Annotated in this window: 22 protein-coding genes; 13 read left to right on the forward strand and 9 right to left on the reverse strand. The window is 38.5% G+C overall.

Annotated elements, in window-relative coordinates:
• Positions 1-334 precede the first annotated feature (334 nt).
• Positions 335-1,096: a YebC/PmpR family DNA-binding transcriptional regulator gene (locus tag VB711_RS13975; protein WP_323286698.1), complete on the reverse strand. Its 762-nt coding sequence runs from the start codon at positions 1,094-1,096 to the stop codon at positions 335-337.
• Between the two features lie 26 nt (positions 1,097-1,122).
• Here VB711_RS13975 and VB711_RS13980 point away from each other — a divergent pair, with 26 nt between their 5' ends.
• Both VB711_RS13980 and VB711_RS13985 read left to right on the forward strand, forming a co-directional pair.
• Positions 1,123-1,416: a glutaredoxin family protein gene (locus tag VB711_RS13980; RefSeq protein WP_323286699.1), complete on the forward strand. Its 294-nt coding sequence runs from the start codon at positions 1,123-1,125 to the stop codon at positions 1,414-1,416.
• A gap of 33 nt (positions 1,417-1,449) precedes the next feature.
• The gene (locus VB711_RS13985) at positions 1,450-2,943 is read left to right on the forward strand and encodes a UDP-N-acetylmuramoyl-L-alanyl-D-glutamate--2,6-diaminopimelate ligase (RefSeq protein ID WP_323286700.1); all 1,494 of its coding nucleotides are present in this window, start codon (positions 1,450-1,452) and stop codon (positions 2,941-2,943) included.
• A gap of 151 nt (positions 2,944-3,094) precedes the next feature.
• Here the strand turns inward: VB711_RS13985 and aat are convergent, their stop codons facing one another.
• Positions 3,095-3,670: a leucyl/phenylalanyl-tRNA--protein transferase gene (gene aat / locus VB711_RS13990; protein ID WP_323286786.1), complete on the reverse strand. Its 576-nt coding sequence runs from the start codon at positions 3,668-3,670 to the stop codon at positions 3,095-3,097.
• Positions 3,671-3,766: 96 nt separating this feature from the next.
• Between aat and VB711_RS13995 the strand changes: the two genes are divergently transcribed.
• Positions 3,767-4,096 (forward strand): hypothetical protein, encoded by a 330-nt coding sequence (locus tag VB711_RS13995; RefSeq protein WP_323286701.1) that lies wholly within the window; start codon positions 3,767-3,769, stop codon positions 4,094-4,096.
• A gap of 57 nt (positions 4,097-4,153) precedes the next feature.
• Here the strand turns inward: VB711_RS13995 and rpsN are convergent, their stop codons facing one another.
• The 4 genes from rpsN to VB711_RS14015 form a co-directional block, all read right to left on the reverse strand.
• A complete protein-coding gene (rpsN, locus tag VB711_RS14000) occupies positions 4,154-4,456 on the reverse strand; it encodes a 30S ribosomal protein S14 (RefSeq protein WP_323286702.1) in 303 nt (100 codons plus the stop codon).
• A gap of 204 nt (positions 4,457-4,660) precedes the next feature.
• Positions 4,661-4,927, reverse strand: coding sequence for a nucleotidyltransferase domain-containing protein (locus VB711_RS14005; RefSeq protein ID WP_323286703.1), 267 nt, complete (start codon positions 4,925-4,927; stop codon positions 4,661-4,663).
• A 163-nt stretch (positions 4,928-5,090) separates the two neighbouring features.
• On the reverse strand, positions 5,091-5,312 hold the full coding sequence (locus VB711_RS14010) for a PIN domain-containing protein (RefSeq protein ID WP_323286704.1): 222 nt from the start codon (positions 5,310-5,312) through the stop codon (positions 5,091-5,093).
• A complete protein-coding gene (locus VB711_RS14015) occupies positions 5,302-5,517 on the reverse strand; it encodes a hypothetical protein (RefSeq protein WP_323286705.1) in 216 nt (71 codons plus the stop codon). The genes VB711_RS14010 and VB711_RS14015 overlap by 11 nt, the downstream gene beginning before the upstream one ends.
• 518 nt (positions 5,518-6,035) lie before the next feature.
• On the opposite strand from VB711_RS14015, the gene VB711_RS14020 reads away from it, so the two are divergent.
• The 3 genes from VB711_RS14020 to VB711_RS14030 all read left to right on the forward strand — a co-directional run bounded on the left by VB711_RS14020 (position 6,036) and on the right by VB711_RS14030 (position 9,994).
• A complete protein-coding gene (locus VB711_RS14020; RefSeq protein ID WP_323286706.1) occupies positions 6,036-6,542 on the forward strand; it encodes a DUF29 family protein in 507 nt (168 codons plus the stop codon).
• A gap of 400 nt (positions 6,543-6,942) precedes the next feature.
• Complete coding sequence (gene topA / locus VB711_RS14025; RefSeq protein ID WP_323286707.1) at positions 6,943-9,111, forward strand: type I DNA topoisomerase; 2,169 nt, start codon at positions 6,943-6,945, stop codon at positions 9,109-9,111.
• A 247-nt stretch (positions 9,112-9,358) separates the two neighbouring features.
• Complete coding sequence (locus tag VB711_RS14030; protein WP_323286708.1) at positions 9,359-9,994, forward strand: hypothetical protein; 636 nt, start codon at positions 9,359-9,361, stop codon at positions 9,992-9,994.
• A gap of 294 nt (positions 9,995-10,288) precedes the next feature.
• On the opposite strand, the gene VB711_RS14035 is transcribed toward VB711_RS14030, so the two are convergent.
• A complete protein-coding gene (locus VB711_RS14035; protein ID WP_323286709.1) occupies positions 10,289-11,425 on the reverse strand; it encodes a cob(I)yrinic acid a,c-diamide adenosyltransferase in 1,137 nt (378 codons plus the stop codon).
• A 169-nt stretch (positions 11,426-11,594) separates the two neighbouring features.
• Between VB711_RS14035 and fraC the strand changes: the two genes are divergently transcribed.
• The 3 genes from fraC to VB711_RS14050 are packed head-to-tail and all read left to right on the forward strand — an operon-like array spanning position 11,595 to position 13,959.
• Positions 11,595-12,128, forward strand: coding sequence for a filament integrity protein FraC (fraC, locus tag VB711_RS14040; RefSeq protein ID WP_323286710.1), 534 nt, complete (start codon positions 11,595-11,597; stop codon positions 12,126-12,128).
• A gap of 19 nt (positions 12,129-12,147) precedes the next feature.
• Entirely contained in the window at positions 12,148-13,149 is a 1,002-nt protein-coding gene (fraD, locus tag VB711_RS14045) for a septal junction protein FraD (protein ID WP_323286711.1), read from the forward strand.
• Positions 13,150-13,179: 30 nt separating this feature from the next.
• Positions 13,180-13,959 (forward strand): ABC transporter permease, encoded by a 780-nt coding sequence (locus VB711_RS14050; RefSeq protein WP_323286712.1) that lies wholly within the window; start codon positions 13,180-13,182, stop codon positions 13,957-13,959.
• Between the two features lie 184 nt (positions 13,960-14,143).
• Here the strand turns inward: VB711_RS14050 and VB711_RS14055 are convergent, their stop codons facing one another.
• Positions 14,144-15,025 (reverse strand): sugar ABC transporter permease, encoded by an 882-nt coding sequence (locus VB711_RS14055; RefSeq protein ID WP_323286713.1) that lies wholly within the window; start codon positions 15,023-15,025, stop codon positions 14,144-14,146.
• A 26-nt stretch (positions 15,026-15,051) separates the two neighbouring features.
• Entirely contained in the window at positions 15,052-16,335 is a 1,284-nt protein-coding gene (locus tag VB711_RS14060; protein WP_323286714.1) for an ankyrin repeat domain-containing protein, read from the reverse strand.
• A gap of 192 nt (positions 16,336-16,527) precedes the next feature.
• Here VB711_RS14060 and VB711_RS14065 point away from each other — a divergent pair, with 192 nt between their 5' ends.
• The 4 genes from VB711_RS14065 to VB711_RS14080 all read left to right on the forward strand — a co-directional run bounded on the left by VB711_RS14065 (position 16,528) and on the right by VB711_RS14080 (position 18,897).
• Positions 16,528-16,998 (forward strand): DUF4079 domain-containing protein, encoded by a 471-nt coding sequence (locus VB711_RS14065; protein ID WP_323286715.1) that lies wholly within the window; start codon positions 16,528-16,530, stop codon positions 16,996-16,998.
• A gap of 281 nt (positions 16,999-17,279) precedes the next feature.
• Positions 17,280-18,101 (forward strand): signal peptide peptidase SppA, encoded by an 822-nt coding sequence (gene sppA, locus VB711_RS14070; protein WP_323286716.1) that lies wholly within the window; start codon positions 17,280-17,282, stop codon positions 18,099-18,101.
• Positions 18,102-18,174: 73 nt separating this feature from the next.
• Positions 18,175-18,576: a chorismate mutase gene (gene aroH / locus VB711_RS14075; RefSeq protein ID WP_323286787.1), complete on the forward strand. Its 402-nt coding sequence runs from the start codon at positions 18,175-18,177 to the stop codon at positions 18,574-18,576.
• A 33-nt stretch (positions 18,577-18,609) separates the two neighbouring features.
• On the forward strand, positions 18,610-18,897 hold the full coding sequence (locus VB711_RS14080) for a hypothetical protein (RefSeq protein ID WP_323286717.1): 288 nt from the start codon (positions 18,610-18,612) through the stop codon (positions 18,895-18,897).
• Positions 18,898-19,005 lie beyond the last annotated feature (108 nt).

Genomic DNA, 19,005 nt, shown 5'->3' on the forward strand with positions numbered 1-19,005 from the left:
TATTTATTAAAATATGGGGTTTTTTGGATGATAGAGAATATATTTTTCAGTATTAATGGAAATTTCATCTGTCTGAATCAGGATAACCAGGATTAGAGGATGTACAGGATGTTATTTCTATTCTTTATTAAAATATTGAGGGTTTTTGGATGCTAGAGAATATATTTTTCAATATTAATGTAAAATTCCCAAACCACAATCCTGTAAATCCTTAAATCCTGGACATCCTGATTCAGACAATAGGGATTCTTGGATGCTATAAAATATATCTTTCAATATTAATGTAAAATTTATCAGCTACCATCCTGTAAATCCTTAAATCCTGATTCAGACATTAATGATGATTGAAACTCAAATCCATGAGATTATCTGACATTTCAAAATTAGCGGTGACAGTTTGCACATCATCCAATCCTTCCAGAGTATCAATTAACTTGAGGAGCGATCGCGCTTGTTCATGATCTGTTACTTCTGTATAATTGCCAGGAATCCAGCGTAATTCCACATCTGAAACCTTAAACCCCTTTTGTTTAAGCACCCGACTCAAAGCTTCTAAATTCCCTATTTCAGTAAACACCTCAATAACTTCTGCATCAGTCCGATCATAAGACTCCGCATCACCTTCTAAAGAAGCTTCTAAAAGTAGTTCTTCATCAACCACACCCTCAACCACACAAACACCTTTTTGGGAAAACATCCAACTAACACAACCAGTTTCACCCAAATTCCCGCCATTTTTGCTAAAAGACACCCGTAAATCAGCCGCAGTCCGATTGCGATTATCTGTCAGGGCTTCAATCAAAACCGCCACACCACCGGGACCGTAACCTTCATAGCGAATCTCTTCTAAATCAGACCCAGACCCAAAAGTACCAGCACCTTTAGCGATCGCCCTTTCAATATTATCATTAGGAATGCCCGCCGCCTTCGCCTTATCAATCGCTGTCCGCAGTTGAAAATTCCCTGCTGGATCTGGTACACCGCTTCTAGCAGCCACTATAATTGCCCTAGACAACTGAGTGAAAATATTTCCCCTTTTGGCATCAACTACCGCCTTTTGACGTTTAATATTTGCCCACTTACTATGTCCTGCCATAATCTAAAAAACGGAAAACCCAGAAAATGCAATTAATCTTATATAGTAAACCTGGTTGCCATTTGTGTGAAGGTTTGCAAGAAAAACTAGAACAAATCAACAATCTCAGTTTCGAGTTAGAAGTACGCGATATTACCACCCGTGAAGATTGGTTTAGCAAATATCAATATGAAGTTCCGGTACTTTGTCTAAAAAATACCCAGGGTACAGAGGTAATTGAACAACCCCTACCCCGTCCTTCACCCCGCACCAGTGTCCCTTTTCTAGAACAAATGCTGATGAAATATATGTCCAATTCAGGAAAGAATAATGCAGAATAAGCGTTAAGGAAAGCTTGCGGCGAGGTTTAGTTAATGAAATTACGGGAATTATTAGCGACATTAAAAACTGAGGTACAATTATCCAACCCCACCTTTGCAGATGTGGAAGTTACGGGACTAAAGACAAATTCCCATGCTTGCGGTACGGGAGATTTGTTTGTTGGGATGCCAGGAACTAGAGTAGATGGTGGGGACTTTTGGCCGAGTGCCTTAACTGCTGGTGCTGTGGGGGCGATTGTTTCTCCCCAAGCTATGGAAAAAAATCCACCCAAACAAGGTAATCTGGTAATTAGTGCCGAAAATATTAATCAAGTTTGCGCCCAAATTGCCACGACTTTTTACGGCTATCCCGGACAAAAACTCAAATTAGTTGGTGTGACTGGGACAAATGGTAAAACTACCACTACACATTTAATTGAATATTTTCTCACTCAAGCTAATTTACCTACGGCTTTATTGGGAACTCTTTACACACGTTGGCCGGGTTTTGAACAAACTGCTATTCACACCACCCCCTTTGCAGTAGAATTACAACAACAGTTAGCTGAAGCGGTAAAGGCTGGTTGTGAGTTGGGTGTGATGGAAGTGAGTTCCCACGCTTTGGCACAAAGTCGGGTTTTAGGTTGTCCGTTTGAGGTGGGGGTGTTTACTAATCTCACCCAAGACCATCTGGACTATCACCGCGATATGGAAGATTATTTTGCGGCTAAGGCATTGTTATTTAGTCCTAATTATCTGCAAGGAAGGGCAATAATTAATGCTGATGATGAGTATGGCCAACGTTTGATCAATGGTTTGAGTCCAGAACGGGTTTGGAGTTACAGTGTTAATGATAATAGTGCCGATTTATGGATGAGTAATTTAATTTATCAAGCTAATGGTGTAAGTGGGATTTTACATAGTCCAAAAGGCGATATGGCTTTTAGTTCACCTTTAGTTGGTCAATTTAATTTAGAAAATCTTTTAGCTGGGGTGGGTACGGTTTTATATTTGGGGTTAGATTTGTCTTTGGTGATCAATTCTATTCCTGGGTTTCCTGGTGTTCCTGGTAGGATGGAACGGGTACAAATTAGTCCTGAACAAGATATTAGTGTGATTGTGGATTATGCCCATACTCCCGATAGTTTGGAGAATTTGCTGAAAGCTGCGCGGCCGTTTATTTCTGGTCAGATGATTTGTGTGTTTGGTTGTGGTGGCGATCGCGATCGCACTAAACGCCCTAAAATGGGTAAAATCGCCGCAGAGTTAGCAGATGTGGCTGTGGTGACATCGGACAATCCCCGCACTGAAGACCCACAACGGATTTTACAGGATGTCTTAGCAGGGATTCCTGACAGTGTTAAACCAATGGTAATTAGCGATCGCGCTACGGCCATCCGTACTGCTATTTTACAAGCAAAACCCGGTGATGGAATCTTACTTGCTGGCAAAGGTCACGAAGATTACCAAATTCTCGGTACTGAAAAAATCCACTTTGACGACCGAGAACAAGCACGGCAAGCTTTACAAGAAAGATTAGGTTGTTAGACATCTTTTAAAAAAGTAGAGATGTTCCTTGGAATGTCTCTACAAAGGTTCTAGATGAGTTACAAGGAGTAATAATTAAACGCAGATAAACGCAGATAAACGCAGATGATTTTGTACTTCATTAGGCTTTAAATTCGGTCGCTATCTATTGCTAAATTAGGGTACAGGAAACTTCTAGGGACTTTTGAAGTAAAATTTTATATTCTTGATAATCAACACTAAAAGCCCCAAATCTAGCTAGGTGAGGATTCATCATTTGCGCGTCAAACATGATAAATTGTCTTTGACGTAATCTTTCTACCAGCTTGACCATTGCTACCTTAGAACCTTCGGGAATGCTATAAAACATAGATTCACCAATAAAAGCACCACCAATCACAATTCCTAAAATTCCTCCTGCTAGTTCATCTCCTTGCCAAGTTTCAAAGCTATAGGCATAACCTGCTTGGTAAAGTTGCCAATAAATCTTTTCTAATTCTGGAGAAATCCAAGTTGTTTCGCGGTTAGCACAACCAGCAACTACACCCTGGAAGTTACGGTTAATGGCTACCGTAAACCGTTCTTGATTGAGAATGCGTTGTAAGGACTTGGGGTAGCGAAATCTTTGATCCAAAGGAATCAAAGTTCTTTCTTTACTTTCATACCATCCCAGGCGATCGCACTCATCAGCCATGAGAAAATAACCTTGAGCATAACCTCTAATAATCGCGGCAATATCATATTGCATAATTCGGTAAACACTCAGAATATTCTCAGAGGTACGCATTTTACGTTCTTTTGAGAGTAGCTTGGCAAATAAATCTATTAAGATATACAAACAAAAATGAATGAACCAATTCCACCTATCACCTTACCACCCTCTAACGATGCCCAGCTAGAAGGGGAATGGCTACAACAAGGTTTGCTGCGATGGCTAGATACAGAATTTATACCAGAAGCTGTGAATCACAACATTGCCCAACGTGCCGCCCAGATTTTTGTCAGACAACGAATGGAGGGAGAGAATGACTTGGGTTCTCTGGTTATTGCTATTGTGACAGAGATGCAAGCATTTGATTTTTCTAAGAGTTTTTATGGAGAGTTTGCGATCGCCAACGCCGTTAGCGATCTACTCTTAGAAAGCCTGGGAATTGATCGATGTTGCGGTCAATAATGAATTTGTCATTGGTCATTGGTTCAAAGTTAATGAATAATGACTAATGACCACTGATTACCAGCTTGATTTAACAACTCCAGGCAAAAGACCTTCGTGCGCCCATTCCCGGAGTACGTTCCGAGATAGACCAAAATCACGATACACACCTCTAGGGCGGCCAGTTAACCAACAACGATTCCGGTGGCGGGTAGGCGCACTGTTACGGGGCAGTTGTTGGATTTTGCGGTGAACTTCTAGCTTATCTAGGGGAGATTCGGCACTTTTGAACTCTTCCATCAAAGCTTCGCGTTTTTCGGCGTATTTTTCCACCAACTTGGCGCGTTTTTTCTCGCGCTCAATCATACTCTTTTTAGCCATACGGATTTAAATCTGATTAAAGACACCATTCTTCATTCTACAGTGTCCTTAACAATTTTAGGAATATTTTAGAAAAAAAAGAGCGATCGGTATAAATTCTCATGTGTGTATTTTTACCACTACACCGAATACACTACCATTTTAATTGTCAGAATCAGGATATCCAAGATTTAAGGATTTACAGGATGTTATTTTAAATAGGACTTACGCAAGGGTTACGGAATAACGTTCGCGTAGCGTGTCGAAGACATACCACAGAGACGCAGAGGACACAGAGGAATAAGGATTTGAGCTAAGAAAAAAGCCAATTTTTTCAATTTCTTTGGTTGCTTGAACTAAATCTTTGAGTATAATTAATACATCAAAATCTGAATCAGGAGTAGCATCACCACGCGCTTGAGAACCAAAAAGAATCACTGCAATTAGCTGATCTTCGTATGTTTCGATCAAGTTATTGCATAATTCTTGCATAATTTATTCTAGTTTTGGATGTTTCATAGTTTATATTTTCCAATTGGAGATATATCATTTTTTTGTCAGAATCAGGATTTATCAGACAAAGAATATCTTAGATTTCATTTAAATCAACCGACACTATTTTACTAACGAAAATCCAGCTTGTTGAAAATGATGATCAAAACTTAAAGCATGAGTAATCTTCTATTAATTGAGTTGCTTCTTGTTTATAATTACGACTTAAACCATTAGCTATTTCTAATAAAATTGCATCAGAAGTCACTAAAAATGAATCATCATAATAATTTGCTAAATCATTAGCTATTTGATGATATTGATCTCTTTCATTAATTAGTGCAATAATAAATGAAGTATCTAAAAAACAACGATTATTTATCATCTAATCCTTGCTGATATAAATATTTATCAAAATTTACGGAAAAGTCTGTAGGGCCTTGAATTTTTATCTGTTTTAATTGGGATAAAATTCCCTTTTTCGTGCTATTCTTTTTGTCTGTAAAATCTTTAATTAGTTGATAAACTTCATTAAGCTCTTGTTCGGGTATTTTGTCAATTTCTGCTTGAATAAGTTCTTTCATTGTCATAAATTTGACTCCTGCTGGCAATTTACTATATTATATCAAAATCAGGATGTCCAGGATGTTTTCTGTATTTATCTGTGTAACCTGCGGGAAGCAAGCTACATCTGCGTTTATTTATTTGGGCAAAAAATGCTGTCCCGCCAAGAATATTCTTGAAAAGCTCACGCAAAGGCGCAAAGACGCAAAGAAGAATTTGAAAATCACGACTTTTGCAAGAAAAGAAGTCTAATATGCCGTTTAAGCAAAAGCTAAAATTATAACCTTGAGGAGTATAGATTATCACAGAATGTATATTTTAGTCAAGTTCTCTTTTTGTTACGACACAAAGAATTTAGTGATAATTATGAAATTCTGATATAATTTTGGTAGTAAGAATAGACTATTAAGTAAGTTAGCATTAGAAATTATCATTATGGCAAGGCAAGAATGAAAAAGTTTTCAGCGATTCTACTCTTCTTCACACATTTTGGTTTTCCTCTGCCACCTACTTACTTATGTAAATAATACTGGAGTTTAATAAAATGACTCAAGAATTAATAGACCTCAGAAACAGCATTTTACAAGGAAAATATACAGAGGCTTTAGTAATTGTAGATGAATTAGAAGGAATGAATAAACAAGCAATATTGAGAAATATAGAATCGCATTTGAAGATTTTATTAATTCACTTGATTAAAAATAAAATAGAACAGCGATTAACAAATTCTTGGATGGCTTCTATTCGTAATTCGATTAGAGAAATTCAAAAAATTAATCTTAAAGAAAATAAAAAATCTTATTATGTGAATGAGGGTGAATGGGAAAATTTAATTGAGGAAGAAGTAATTGAAGATGCGATCGCTGATGCTAGTCTAGAAATAATGAATGGTAAATACACTCGTTCTCAATTATCAAAAATTCTAGATAGAAAAGAAATAATTACGAAAGCTATTACATTTTTATCCCTAACTTTTACTTATTCAGCAAAGGAATTACCAGCCATTATGGATGATTATCTGAGTCAGTTACCAAATGATGGTAATCGGTAATTGTTGTTGATTGTATTGAAGAAATGCAGTAAAAATATGAAATTTCAGGTTAATGTTAAAATTTTGAATTGTCAGAATCAAGATAACTGGTTACTGAGCGAAGTCGAAGTACAGGATTTGAGGATGTACAGGATATTATTTTCAAATATCATGTTTTAAATACTGATTTGATGATTCATTGTAATATTTAAGATGGAATTACTTGATGATCATAATTTACAAAATATCTAAAAAATATCAACATCAGAAAAATCCTCAAATCCCAAAAATCATCCTCAGCTATTATCCTGTAAATCCTTAAATCCTGGATATCCTGATTCAGACAATTCAAATTCCCAACTTATTGTAAAAATCTTCTGATTTATTTTATCCTATATAAAGCATCTAAAACACAAGCGCCATGCCCAAACGTCTCCTAGTGGTGGAATCTCCCGGAAAAGTCAAAAAACTGAGTCAAATTCTCGGTGCAGATTGGATTGTTCGCGCTAGTTGTGGACATATCCGCGAACTGAGTAACGAGGGTGATGATTCACTGGGATTCACAATGGATGGTAATAGTGTACGCTGCAATTATGTACCCCGTGACCAACGGGCAAAAGAAACAATTCAACAACTAAAAGCGGCTGTTAGACAGGTTGATGAAGTTGTTTTAGCCACAGACCCAGACCGAGAAGGAGAAACCATTGCTTGGCATCTTAAAGAAACGTTAGGTTTAAGGGAACCAAAGCGAGTAGTCTATACTGAGATTACAGCATCGGCGGTGCAAAGTGCGATCGCTCATCCTAGAAAACTCGATACCAATTTAATCGGTGCAGGATTATGTCGTGATTGTCTCGACAAACTGGTAGGCTACAAGGGCAGTCCCCTAGTTTGGGCATTAAATAACGGTGCAAAAAGTGTAGGTAGAGTCCAAAGTGCCACATTACATCTAATTTGTCAGCGAGAAAGAGAAATTCAAGTCTTTGTCCCCCAAGATTATTGGAGTGTTTGGGTAGATTATCAAGAAGGATTCCGGGCTTTTTACAAAGGTACGGCCAATTCTGCCACAGACACACCAGAAGCAGAAACGGAAACTCACGATGATGCAGCTAGTAATAACCCAGAAAAACCTGAATCTAAGCGGGTTCTCTCCGAAGCAGAAGCCACAAGGTTAGTTGAGGAAGCAAAGCGTCATCCTCATCAAGTTATTCAAGTTGAAGGAAAACTCGTATATCGTCAACCACCTCCACCATTTACCACCTCCACCCTCCAACAAGCTGCCGGTTCAAAGCTGAAATTTGCCCCCGACAAAACTATGCAGGTAGCCCAAAAGCTATATGAAGCAGGGTTAATCACATATATGCGTACAGATTCAGTAATGTTGAGTCCTGAATTTTGTGCCAGTGCGCGTCAATGGTTGGAAGAAAATGATCCCCAAAATGTCCCCCAGCAGGTAGCCAAGCAGCGTAGTAGTAAAACCGCGCAGGAAGCACACGAAGCGATTCGTCCCACAGATGTCTTTCGTCCTTCGGTGCAATTGCGGATAGAATTACCTGAAGATGAGTTTAACTTGTATGTGATGATTTGGAAAAGAGCAGTTGCTTCTCAATGTCGTCCTGCACAACTTCGTAAAACTCTGATAATTACTCAATCAGGTAATATTTTATGGCAAGCTAGAGGGCAAGTAATCGAATTTTACGGTTATGCAAAATATTGGTTGAATCTTAGCAAAGATGCAGTTTTACCTGCTTTGCAAAAGGGGCAAATGCTGACTTTAGAAAAAGCTGGACATGACCAAAAACAAACCCAACCACCACCAAGGTACAGTGAACCAAAACTGGTACAATTGATGGAAAGAAAAGGTATTGGTCGTCCTAGCACTTATGCCCCCACCGTTGCTACTTTAAAGAAACGCAATTATGTGGAATTGAAAAAAGACCATCTCCAACCTACAGTTTTAGGGTTAGAAGTTGATGAGTTTTTACAAAAGGCTTTACCAGATTTATTAGAAGCAGAATTTACTGCTAAAATGGAAGATGCCCTAGATGCGATCGCTGAAGGAAAAAACTCTTGGCAATATTACCTAACTAATTGGAATCAGAATTATTTTGTACCTGCCCTTTCCAAAGCTAAAACTGTGGTTATTAATCCCTCAGCTATAGCTAAAACTAATAATGCAGTTGAGCGTAAATATGAAACTTCTAAAACTCGTTGTCCCAATTGTAATAACTGTCTAGCTAAAATTCCTAGTAGTAAAGTTAAAAAGAAATATTTCCTCAAATGTGTGAGTGGCTGTGAAAATGTTGTGTTGTTTTGGAGTGATTTTAACAAAACTTGGGAAGCACCTAAAACTAAAACATCTCAAAATGAAAATACTCCCAAGCCTTCAGCAAAAATCACCTCATATCCCTGTCCAGTATGTAAGAAACCTTTGGAGGAGTACAGTTATATTAAGGATGGGCAGAATAAGACTATGCTACGGTGTTCTGGTCAGGAATCATGGAAGGATAAGAAACATAAAGATGTGGCTTATTTTAATACGGCAAAAGGATGGTGGAGTCCTAAATTTGGCAATTTAATTGACATTTGACGTAAATAAAACCAATATTTTCGAGATTTTGTTGGGTTGCGCGATGCCTTCTCTACGAGACGCTTCGGGTAGATTGCTTCCCCGAAGGGGTACGGCGAGCGCAGCTATCGCTTATTCCCTAGTATATACTAAATAACTCTTTCTAGTGATAGAGATTAAAAACGACAATTGAGAGTTTAATTTTAAACATAAACATCAATAATATATCCTAAAAACTTTGCTGAAATAGCAAAGGAGAAAATAAACTATGTCATACGCAAATCGTGTAGGTGATGAAATTATTCCTCCTGAATCAGCGATCGCTAGTCGAGTTTCTGAATATCGCGATCGCGTGCGTTGGGGTCCAATTCTTTCTGGTGTGTTGCTTGCATTAGCGACTCAATTAGTTTTAAGTTCCTTCTTTAGCGCCCTTGGTGCGGGTAGAATTGCCGATTCTTTAGCACCGAGATCAATAGCTTCTGGTATTATTAGTAATGTCGGAATTTGGTCAACTGTAGCCTTATTACTTTCTCTATTTTTGGGTGGTTGGGTAACAACCCGTGCTTGTGGACCAATGAACCAGAATACAGCCTTACTAAATGGTGCTATTCTTTGGGCAACAACCCTAGCAATTAGTTCTTTTTTATTAGCAAATGGTGTTTTAGGTACTTTTGGTGTTGCTGCCTATAATGCAGGTGAAGTAATTACTCAATTACAACAACAAGGTACTAATATACCTCAAAATTTACCTCAATTAACTGAAGAACAAACCCGTCAAGTTGCAGCAGCAACATCCAGAACTTTGTGGTGGTTTGTCCTTGGTTCTCTATTAAGTTTAGCTGCCGCTTTGATGGGTGCTGTAGCTGGTATGCGCCATCCTCGTACTAATAATTACAATCATTAAATATAGGGGGTGATTGGTAATGGGTAATTGGTAATGGGTAATTGGTAATTGGTAATTGGTAATGGGATAATCTTCAAATCCGTGTAATCTGTGTAATCCATTAAATCCGTGATCGTGATTGGTAATAAAAGATTTATTCCTCCCCTGCCTCCCCTGCCCCCCCTGCCCCCTGCCCCCTGCCTTAACTATTTTTTGGTGGTAAAGAGGGTAGTGAACATCATTAAAATTCCACCTACCAGAATAGCGATCGCCAATCCCCCTGCCACCAAATCTAATGTATTACTATTATCCATGTTAAAAATCTACTCCCCGTTTTAATTCCACACCGTGATTAGCATAATGTTTATGACAATAGACCTCAGAGTGAATACTGGCTAAATCAAAATAAGCAGGTTGATTTTGACAACGACCAGTAATAATAATTTCTGTGTCGCGGGGTTTACGCAGTAATGCTTGAACAATGGGGTCTACTGGCAATAATTCTAAATCAACAGTGGGATTGAGTTCATCAAGAATTATAGTTTTATACACACCAGAAGCGATCGCTATTTTAGCAATTTCCCAACCCCTCTCAGCTTCCATATAATCCAATTCTTGCCGAGAATTACGCCAAACAATGGCATCTCGACCGCAACGTTGATGATCCACCACTTCTGGATAGGACTGTTGCAAAGCCGCGATCGCTGCATCTTCAGTATAACCACTACCACCTTTGAGCCATTGCATAATCAACACACGGGTAGAACCAGGATGATTAATCCCCCTACCAATGGCTTTTAATGCCTTCCCCAAAGCACTCGTAGACTTACCTTTACCCGCACCAGTATAAATTTCAATCCCTTCAATTAATAATTCTGCTGCCGTTGGATGATGCTGAGGTTTCATTTCTGAGTGTAAATCGGCAATATCCAGCAATTTTTGCGGTGCAGCGCGTCCAGTGGCAATAATTTCTAACTCCTGGGGTTTAGATTTTAAAGTTTGTACCACCTCATCCACAGATAGTAAACCCAAGTCTAAAACCGGGTTAATTTCGTCTAAAACCACAACCGAATACAAACCAGAGGCGATCGCACCTTTGGCTACATCCCACCCCCGTGATGCCTCTTCTCGGTCAAAAGGGGTAATTTCGTCATGTCCAAAAAACTCTGCTCTACCGGTGCGAACTTGATCAATCAAATGGGGGAATCCACGCTGTAAAGCAGCGATCGCTCCATCCTCATCATAATCTCGTTCTGGACCCTTTAAAAACCGCAGCAATAAAACCCGGTTAGAATTGCTTGGTGCATTTATTCCCAAACCAATTGAACGCAAAACCACACCTAGAGCAGCTTGGGACTTTCCTTTCCCCACACCATCATAGACATGAATTTGACCAGTCAACCGTTCAGAACGCACTTGCGCTGTGCGAATACCGATGCCGTTCCTTGTCATTTCTCAAAAAATTTTAATCTAGCAGTCTCCTATTTTACCCAATCAAATGAAAACAGATGTTAAAAAAATAAATATATTGATATTGTCACACTAATATGGTATATGACAAAAACAATGAGATAATTACCAACATCAACCGTGTGATCCCTGCCCCCTTTGATAACCCTGTATGTCAGAAGAACTATCAATACCGAGACTTTTGCCCATTGGTGCAATTTTATTTGCCACCTTGTTTTTATTTGTAGCCATTCCCATAGAGGCTTATGTTCTCCATAGAAACCTGAAATTTGACAAAAAGACCAGCATTTTTTATGCAATCTCCATGAATGTGTTTTCTAGTGTCATTGGTTGGATTATATTTTTTCTCTCCGAGCCAATATTGCCAGTAAACTTGAAATCAGAACTAATTAGCTATATATTTTTTAATAGCTTTAAAAGGTCTGAAACTCAGACATTAATTATTTTGATTGCCTTTATCATTTTCTTTGCTACCTTTTTGATCAAATTTTTCTTACTGAAAATATTGCTAATTTTCTTAGATGATAGAGTTAAAAAAGAAGAAGAACCAATATCTCAGAGAAAGAGAGTAAATAATTTCAGTCAACTTAAACTAAAAAGTAATAGCTTAGTTACTACCACACTAATAGCTAATTCACTCAGCTATACTGCAATCACTGTACTTTTGTTTGTTCGCAATAAATAAAACTTAGAGGTAAACATAAATGAACAGCTTATTTAAAGATGTATTTTTTATCTTTAAATTTTTTCAAGACATATTTTTAGGGATTCAAAAGCTGTTAACTCCCCCCAAAGCTTACTCTTGGCAGACATTTATTTATTTGAGTGTTTTTTCTTGGGGAGTTTCTTATTTAGCCACAGGTTACATAAAAGACTTAATTGCATTTTGTGGTTGGTTATTTTTAGTTGCTGGTACAGCCTGGTATACTACAGATGACCCTTTAAGAGTTCCTGGTACTTTTATGCCAGTGGGAGCAGTTGTGACTGGCTTTTTAGTTAGTATGTTTGCCTTTGGACATCAAGTAAATGGAGTAACACCCAGAACTATTGTTATTTGGCCTACCTTAGCGGCTATTATTACAGCATTACCAGAATTTTTTGAAGGTAAGGGTTCAGTAGCCAAAGCTACTATGCCCAAATTAGAAGTCCGGCAAAAAACTATCATTTTGATTGCTTGGTCGATGTTAATTAGTTGTTGGATTCAGTTTTACTTTGTCTTAGATAAATGGTCAAAAGAATATCCAACATTGCTAACGGATGACTTTAAACGTAGTGCCTTTGTAATTAGGGTAGACGAAAAACCTAAAAACTCTAAAAATGGTGAAAATATCTTAAACAAATTACAACCCTTAGTAGAACAACAAATAGTAAATAGGCCTTGGTCACAAGTAGAAAGATGGTTAATAGATTCTAATCGACAATTGGGAAATTTAGGAAATAACATAATTACAAAAAATTTGGATAAATTTGAAGAACAGAAACTATGGAAAGTAGAACCAAGAATAGTCAATGTCAAATCTGGATATAGATTAGATATTCTCAGTATTTGGATGGGACCAAGTTCCAATTCCCAGGGATATTACTTGAAAAAATCCTGTTTGATCGAGCCAGTTGCCAGTAGAACCAATCCAGAAAATACAATAGCCGAAATTAAGTGCGATCGCACTAGCAAATTTATCCCTGGTTCACCACCACCAAAACAGTAAATAAATCAATAATTTAATCACTAAATAACTATGAATCTAGGCAGAACTTATGTCATGGCAAAGAACGTGTTTAAGGAAGTGATCCGCGATCGCATCCTTTACATCATCGGTTTCTATGCACTATTACTCCCAATTGCTAATCTAGCAATTTTTGAATTTACACCCACAACCCAAGACAAAATATTTTTAGACTTTGGTTTTGCAGCCATGAGTGCTATTGGCCTAATTGTTGCTATATTTATAGGAACAGGATTAGTCAACAAAGAAATTGAAAAGCGCACCATATTAGTTTTAATTGCCAAACCCATCAGTCGCAGTGAATTTATCACCAGCAAATATTTAGGACTATCAGCAGTCTTAGCAGTATTAGTCATAGCAATGACAGTAATTTATTTAGGGTTTTTGCAATTTAGTAAAATGGAGTATCCGACATTCAGCATTTTAATTGCTGCATTCTTTTTATTTTTGCAATTGTCCTTAATTACTGCCGTATCTATAACTTTAGGAGTATTTACAAGTTCCTTAATCGCTACAGCTTTATCATTTGCCGTGTATTTAATGGGGAATATTACTCAAGATTTAGTCCAACTTGGACGCATGAGCAAAAGCCCTGGAATAGAACGCATCACACAAGGTTTATTTCTCATATTGCCAGATTTATCTCGCTTGGATCTCAAAAATGATGCTGTTTATGGACTCCAAGCACTACCTGATCCATTAACATTAATTACTAATGCCAGCTATGGTTTATTTTACAGTGTAATGATGTTAACGGTTGCTATTCTCCTATTCTTACGACGAGAATTTTGATAATGGGTAATGGGTGATGGGTGATTGGTAATGGGTAATGGGATAATCTTCAAATCCGTGTAATCTGTGTAATCCATTAAATCCGTGATCCTGATTGGTGATAAATTAATTATTCCTCCCTTGCTTCCCCTGCTTCCCCTGCCTCCCCTGCCTCCCCTGCTTCCCCTGCCCTCTGCCCCCTGCCTCATTCCTCCCCCCAAGTTCTTAATTGGAAATATACTAATATTAAAGTTACTGCTAACAATAATGTAGCTACTGCTGCCGCGTAACCGAAATCAAATTGAGCAAAAGCTTCTTGATAGGTGTAATAAACTAGTAAATTAGTAGAATTTAAAGGACCACCACCTGTAATTATATAAACTGGTTCAAAACTTCGTAATGTAAAAATTGCAGTAGTGATAGTGACAAAAATTAAAGTTGGTTGTAATCCCGGTAGAGTAATATGCCAAAATTGTTGCCAACTATTAGCTCCATCAAGTTCCGCAGCTTCATAACGACTGGTAGGAATAGCTTGTAAACCTGCCAAAAAAACAACCATATTAAAACCGATTTGTTTCCAAATACTAAATAAAATTATGACTGGCATTGCCCAAAAAGTATCTCCCAACCAAGCTATTGGAGGAATATTAAAAACATTCAATAATTCATTAACAGGCCCAGTAGTTTGAAATAACCAACGAAACCCTAAACCAGCAGCAACAAGAGAAACAATTGAAGGTAAAAAATAGGCACTCCGCAAAACGCCCCGCAAAGGGATAGAACTATTTAATAATGCAGCTAATCCCAATGGAATCACTAAACTAGGAATAATGCTGCCAATAGTAAAATAACCAGTGTTAAAAATAACTTGCCAAAAATCGGGATTTTGTAGTAATCGCCAATAATTTTTCAACCCTACCCAATAAATTCCGGTAGAAGTAAAACTACCAGCAGTGAAACTAAGATAAAATAAATAAGCAATCGGCCAAATTACAAATAAACCTAATAAAATCATTGCTGGTGTCATAAAAACCCAGGCAGCGATCGCATCGTTATCTAGTAAACGAAAAAAGCGAGATTGTTTCATAATTAATTTAGTATTTAAAGCTAGGACTATTCCTGTGCGTTAGATTGGCGTAAACGTCGAACTATATGAGGATAATCATTAAATTCAGCAATCATTAAAGCTGTATAACCACCACGATTTTTTAAGTTGACATCTGCCCCCGCAGCCAGTAAAATCTGCACTGCTTGACTATAATCGTGTGAGACAGCCCACATTAAAGCCGTTGCACCGGCTGAATCTTGAACATTTAAATTTGCACCTTTATCTAACAGGAGTTTAATAATTTCTGGATAATTACCTGCTGTGGCTTTAATTAAAGCGGTTTGTCCATCATCAGCCAAGGCATTTACATCAGCACCGTAATTAAGTAATACTTTTACTGTCTGAGTCTGTCCTTGGAATGCTGCCAAAGTTAAGGGTACTTCACCAAGATTTCTATTATGAATATCTGCCCCAAAATGTAACAGTTTTTCAACTATTTGGCTATGTCCCTGCAAAGCTGCTACCAATAGAGGTGTATCACCTAAATTATTTCTAATTTGAGCATCAGCACCTCGTTGTAATAACACTTCTACTACATCAATGTAACCTTCTAAAGTCGCTAAGTGCAAGGCAGTTTCACCATCTTTGTCTTGATGATTTATTTCTGCACCTGCATCTAATAAAGCCACCACAATCTCAATATTATTAGTAGCAGCAGCAGTTAAAAGTGGTGTAACACCATCGGAATTTTTTAAGTTGATATCAGCACCAAGGGATAATAAGGCTTGCACTACATCCAAATGTCCTGATTCGGAAGCGATCATTAATGGTGTTTCACCTTCTGCATCGGGAATGTTGACATTATTACTATTTTGTAGTAGTGCTTTAACGACTGCCGTATAGCCTTGCTTGACGACTAATTTTAAAGCTGTATCATCATCTTGATCAGCAAGACTGGCATCAGCCCCGGCTGCTAATAAAGCATGAACTATATCAAGATGACCTTTGAGTGCTGCTGCCATTAAAGCCGTGCTACCGTCTTCATTCACGGCGTTAACGTCAGCACCTCTGGAGATTAAAAGCTGGACAATATCTAGTTTATTGGCACTTGCCGCCAACATTAAAGCCGTTAAAGCGTAGGTTTTTCTAGCTAAGTTGATATTAGCCCCGGCATTTAAGAGCGATCGCGCAATTTCCGTATAACCTAAATTAGCGGCATACATCAAAGCTGTAGTTCCATCTTGATCACATACATCAACCTTAGCACCAGCCTCAATTAACGCCGATAGATGCTGAATATTACCATTTTTGGCTGCTTTTAGGAGCAGAGTATTGTTATTGTTGGTCATAATAAAAGGTAACGGGGAACAGGGAACAGGGAACAGGGAACACGGAACAGGGAACAGGGAACAGGGAACAGGGAACAGGGAACAGGGAACAGGGAAATAAAGTGGTTGCTGAGTGTTAAATATTGAATGTTAAGTAGATAAAATCAAGGTATGCTAAGTTTTATAAAGATTTAATAATGGTTGACAAACAAAATGAGCTTAGAACTTTCTCCAACATTCAAGTATTGGTTAAATTTTTTCCACCCAGTAACCATGTGGATACTATTAGCACTTTCACTTTACGCTGCTTACTTGGGGTTACAAGTACAACGGACGAGAAATGCTCAGGGTGACGAAAAAAAAGAACTAATTAAAGGTAAGTACAACATTAAACATCACCAAATTGGTTCTATTATTTTAGCCTTGATGGTAGCAGGTGCGATTGGTGGGATGGCTGTCACCTACATTAATAATGGTAAATTGTTTGTTGGACCCCACCTACTAGCGGGTTTGGGCATGACTGGACTGATAGCTTTTTCTGCTTCTCTTACTCCCTTTATGCAAAAAGGGGCAAATTGGGCGCGTGTGACGCACATTTTATTAAATTTCGCGCTTTTGGGGCTTTTTGTCTGGCAAGCCGTATCTGGAGTAGAAATTGTGCAAAGAATCCTCAGTAAAGCATAAAAATGGGTTGGGGGTTGGTGATGGGTGATTGGTGTTGGCGTTAGCCTGCCGTAGGCATTATGGGAATAAATTAATTAATTATTCCTGCCCTGCCTCCCCTGCCTCCTGCCCCCGGTCACTGAGCGTCTTGTACTGACTTGTGCCGAGCGAAGTCGTAAAGCCTAACGGCATAGCTGACGCTTACCGCGGAGCGTGGCGTTAGCCATAGTAAGCCTAAGTGCTGCCCCCTGTAACTGACAACCGTTATATTAAGTCTATTAATTAAAGTCATTGGATAGCTCATGATTTGGCCTTTTAAGCCCAGGTTTCGGAAACAAATTGCTCGGATTGAAATTACTGGCGCGATCGCTAGTGGAACTCGTAAACGGGTATTAGAAGCCCTAAAAACCGTCGAAGAGAGAAAATTTCCCGCCCTACTACTCCGCATTGATAGTCCTGGAGGGACAGTAGGAGATTCCCAAGAAATTTATAGTGCCTTAAAGCGATTACGGAATAAAATCAAAATAGTTGCCAGTTTTGGTAATATTTCCGCTTCTGGTGGTGTTTATATTGGTATGGGAGCAGAACACATCATCGCTAACCCAGGGACGATTACAGGCAGTATTGGTGTGATTTTGCGAGGAAATAACCTAGAACGGCTATTAGAGAAAATTGGAGTTTCCTTCAAAGTCATTAAGTCTGGCCCTTACAAAGATATTTTGTCCTTTGACCGAGAACTAACAGAACCAGAACAAACCATCCTCCAAGAATTGATTGATGTCAGCTATCAGCAATTTGTGCAAACAGTCGCGGAAGGGCGTTCTTTAGCAGTAGAAACCGTGAAAACTTTCGCCGACGGCCGGATTTTTACGGGACAGCAAGCCTTAGAATTGGGTGTTGTAGACCGTCTGGGAACAGAAGAAGATGCGCGACGCTGGACTGCGGAATTAGTCGGTCTTGATCCAGAAAAAACCCCTTGCTATACCCTAGAAGAACCGAAACCATTGTTAAGTCGTGTTTTACCAGGTAGTCGTCAACTAGGATCAGGTATTGGGGCTGGTATTGATTGGCTGGAATTTGAAATGTCTACCAGTGGTTTACCCTTGTGGTTATATCGACCATAAATAAATGTATGGGTGGGGTTTCCTCACCCTTGGTAAATTAAGAATTAAGGAGGATTTTGGAGTGGAATGGCAAATGAAAGCGATTCGTGGTGCAACAACCGTTGCGGAAAATAGTGTGGAAGCAATTCAAGAAGCGGTGACAGAATTACTGGATGAACTGGAACAGAGAAATCAACTCCAGCCAACAGAAATTATGAGTGTGACTTTTTCGGTGACAAGGGATATTGATGTGATTTTCCCCGCAGCGATCGCTCGCAGTCGTCCATTGTGGGATAGTGTAGCTATGTTAGATGTGCAACAAATGCACGTCGAAGGCAGTTTACAGCACTGCATCCGCTTTTTAATTCACGCCTATTTACCAACTTCTACCCCCATTCACCACATTTATTTGCGTCAAGCGGCTAAATTGCGTCCAGATTGGAGTTTACCCCAAACGTTACAAACCCAACAGCAAGCAGTAGAGACAAAAGTTTAAAATCAGCAAGTCAATATATATATGTAAAAATTAATGACTTATTACAGTGGTGATGCGATTGCTCAACCTGCGGCTATTGGTGGGAGAATATTCACTAATCGGGGAACTGGTGTATGTTTGAAGTTAGAAGACTTTCTGACTCTTCTCTCTAAAAATCAAGAAGCGCTCGTTATTGTCACCAGTGAAGGGTTTTTTACAAAAATTTACAAATATGTCACAGCCTACAAAGGTTTTGTCTTTTTCACAGAATCTTTAGATAAATTAGAACTGGGTAGCAACATTGAGGTTATTTACGCCCAAAGTTTCAGTGCGGATATTTAAGGTATAATATTAAGAATCGCGCTCTTACTGGCTATATTTATAGTAGGGAAAGGATTGCATCAAAACAGTAATTAGAGCTTCTGCTTCTTTATCTCGCAGAAGCTTCCT

This window comes from Cronbergia sp. UHCC 0137 (genome assembly GCF_034932285.1).
Taxonomy (GTDB): Bacteria; Cyanobacteriota; Cyanobacteriia; order Cyanobacteriales; family Nostocaceae; genus Cronbergia.

Coding starts and splice junctions, on each gene's coding strand:
- VB711_RS13995 (WP_323286701.1), top strand. CDS start 3,767: ATGAATGAACCAATTCCACCTATCACCTTACCACCCTCTAACGATGCC.
- fraC (WP_323286710.1), top strand. CDS start 11,595: ATGTCAGAAGAACTATCAATACCGAGACTTTTGCCCATTGGTGCAATT.
- VB711_RS14065 (WP_323286715.1), top strand. CDS start 16,528: ATGAGCTTAGAACTTTCTCCAACATTCAAGTATTGGTTAAATTTTTTC.
- VB711_RS14005 (WP_323286703.1), bottom strand. CDS start 4,927: ATGCAAGAATTATGCAATAACTTGATCGAAACATACGAAGATCAGCTA.
- sppA (WP_323286716.1), top strand. CDS start 17,280: ATGATTTGGCCTTTTAAGCCCAGGTTTCGGAAACAAATTGCTCGGATT.
- VB711_RS14060 (WP_323286714.1), bottom strand. CDS start 16,335: ATGACCAACAATAACAATACTCTGCTCCTAAAAGCAGCCAAAAATGGT.
- VB711_RS14020 (WP_323286706.1), top strand. CDS start 6,036: ATGACTCAAGAATTAATAGACCTCAGAAACAGCATTTTACAAGGAAAA.
- rpsN (WP_323286702.1), bottom strand. CDS start 4,456: ATGGCTAAAAAGAGTATGATTGAGCGCGAGAAAAAACGCGCCAAGTTG.
- VB711_RS14055 (WP_323286713.1), bottom strand. CDS start 15,025: ATGAAACAATCTCGCTTTTTTCGTTTACTAGATAACGATGCGATCGCT.
- VB711_RS13985 (WP_323286700.1), top strand. CDS start 1,450: ATGAAATTACGGGAATTATTAGCGACATTAAAAACTGAGGTACAATTA.
- VB711_RS13975 (WP_323286698.1), bottom strand. CDS start 1,096: ATGGCAGGACATAGTAAGTGGGCAAATATTAAACGTCAAAAGGCGGTA.
- VB711_RS14035 (WP_323286709.1), bottom strand. CDS start 11,425: ATGACAAGGAACGGCATCGGTATTCGCACAGCGCAAGTGCGTTCTGAA.
- VB711_RS14030 (WP_323286708.1), top strand. CDS start 9,359: ATGTCATACGCAAATCGTGTAGGTGATGAAATTATTCCTCCTGAATCA.
- VB711_RS14015 (WP_323286705.1), bottom strand. CDS start 5,517: ATGACAATGAAAGAACTTATTCAAGCAGAAATTGACAAAATACCCGAA.
- fraD (WP_323286711.1), top strand. CDS start 12,148: ATGAACAGCTTATTTAAAGATGTATTTTTTATCTTTAAATTTTTTCAA.
- aroH (WP_323286787.1), top strand. CDS start 18,175: ATGAAAGCGATTCGTGGTGCAACAACCGTTGCGGAAAATAGTGTGGAA.
- aat (WP_323286786.1), bottom strand. CDS start 3,670: ATGCAATATGATATTGCCGCGATTATTAGAGGTTATGCTCAAGGTTAT.
- VB711_RS14080 (WP_323286717.1), top strand. CDS start 18,610: ATGACTTATTACAGTGGTGATGCGATTGCTCAACCTGCGGCTATTGGT.
- VB711_RS13980 (WP_323286699.1), top strand. CDS start 1,123: ATGCAATTAATCTTATATAGTAAACCTGGTTGCCATTTGTGTGAAGGT.
- VB711_RS14050 (WP_323286712.1), top strand. CDS start 13,180: ATGAATCTAGGCAGAACTTATGTCATGGCAAAGAACGTGTTTAAGGAA.
- topA (WP_323286707.1), top strand. CDS start 6,943: ATGCCCAAACGTCTCCTAGTGGTGGAATCTCCCGGAAAAGTCAAAAAA.
- VB711_RS14010 (WP_323286704.1), bottom strand. CDS start 5,312: ATGATAAATAATCGTTGTTTTTTAGATACTTCATTTATTATTGCACTA.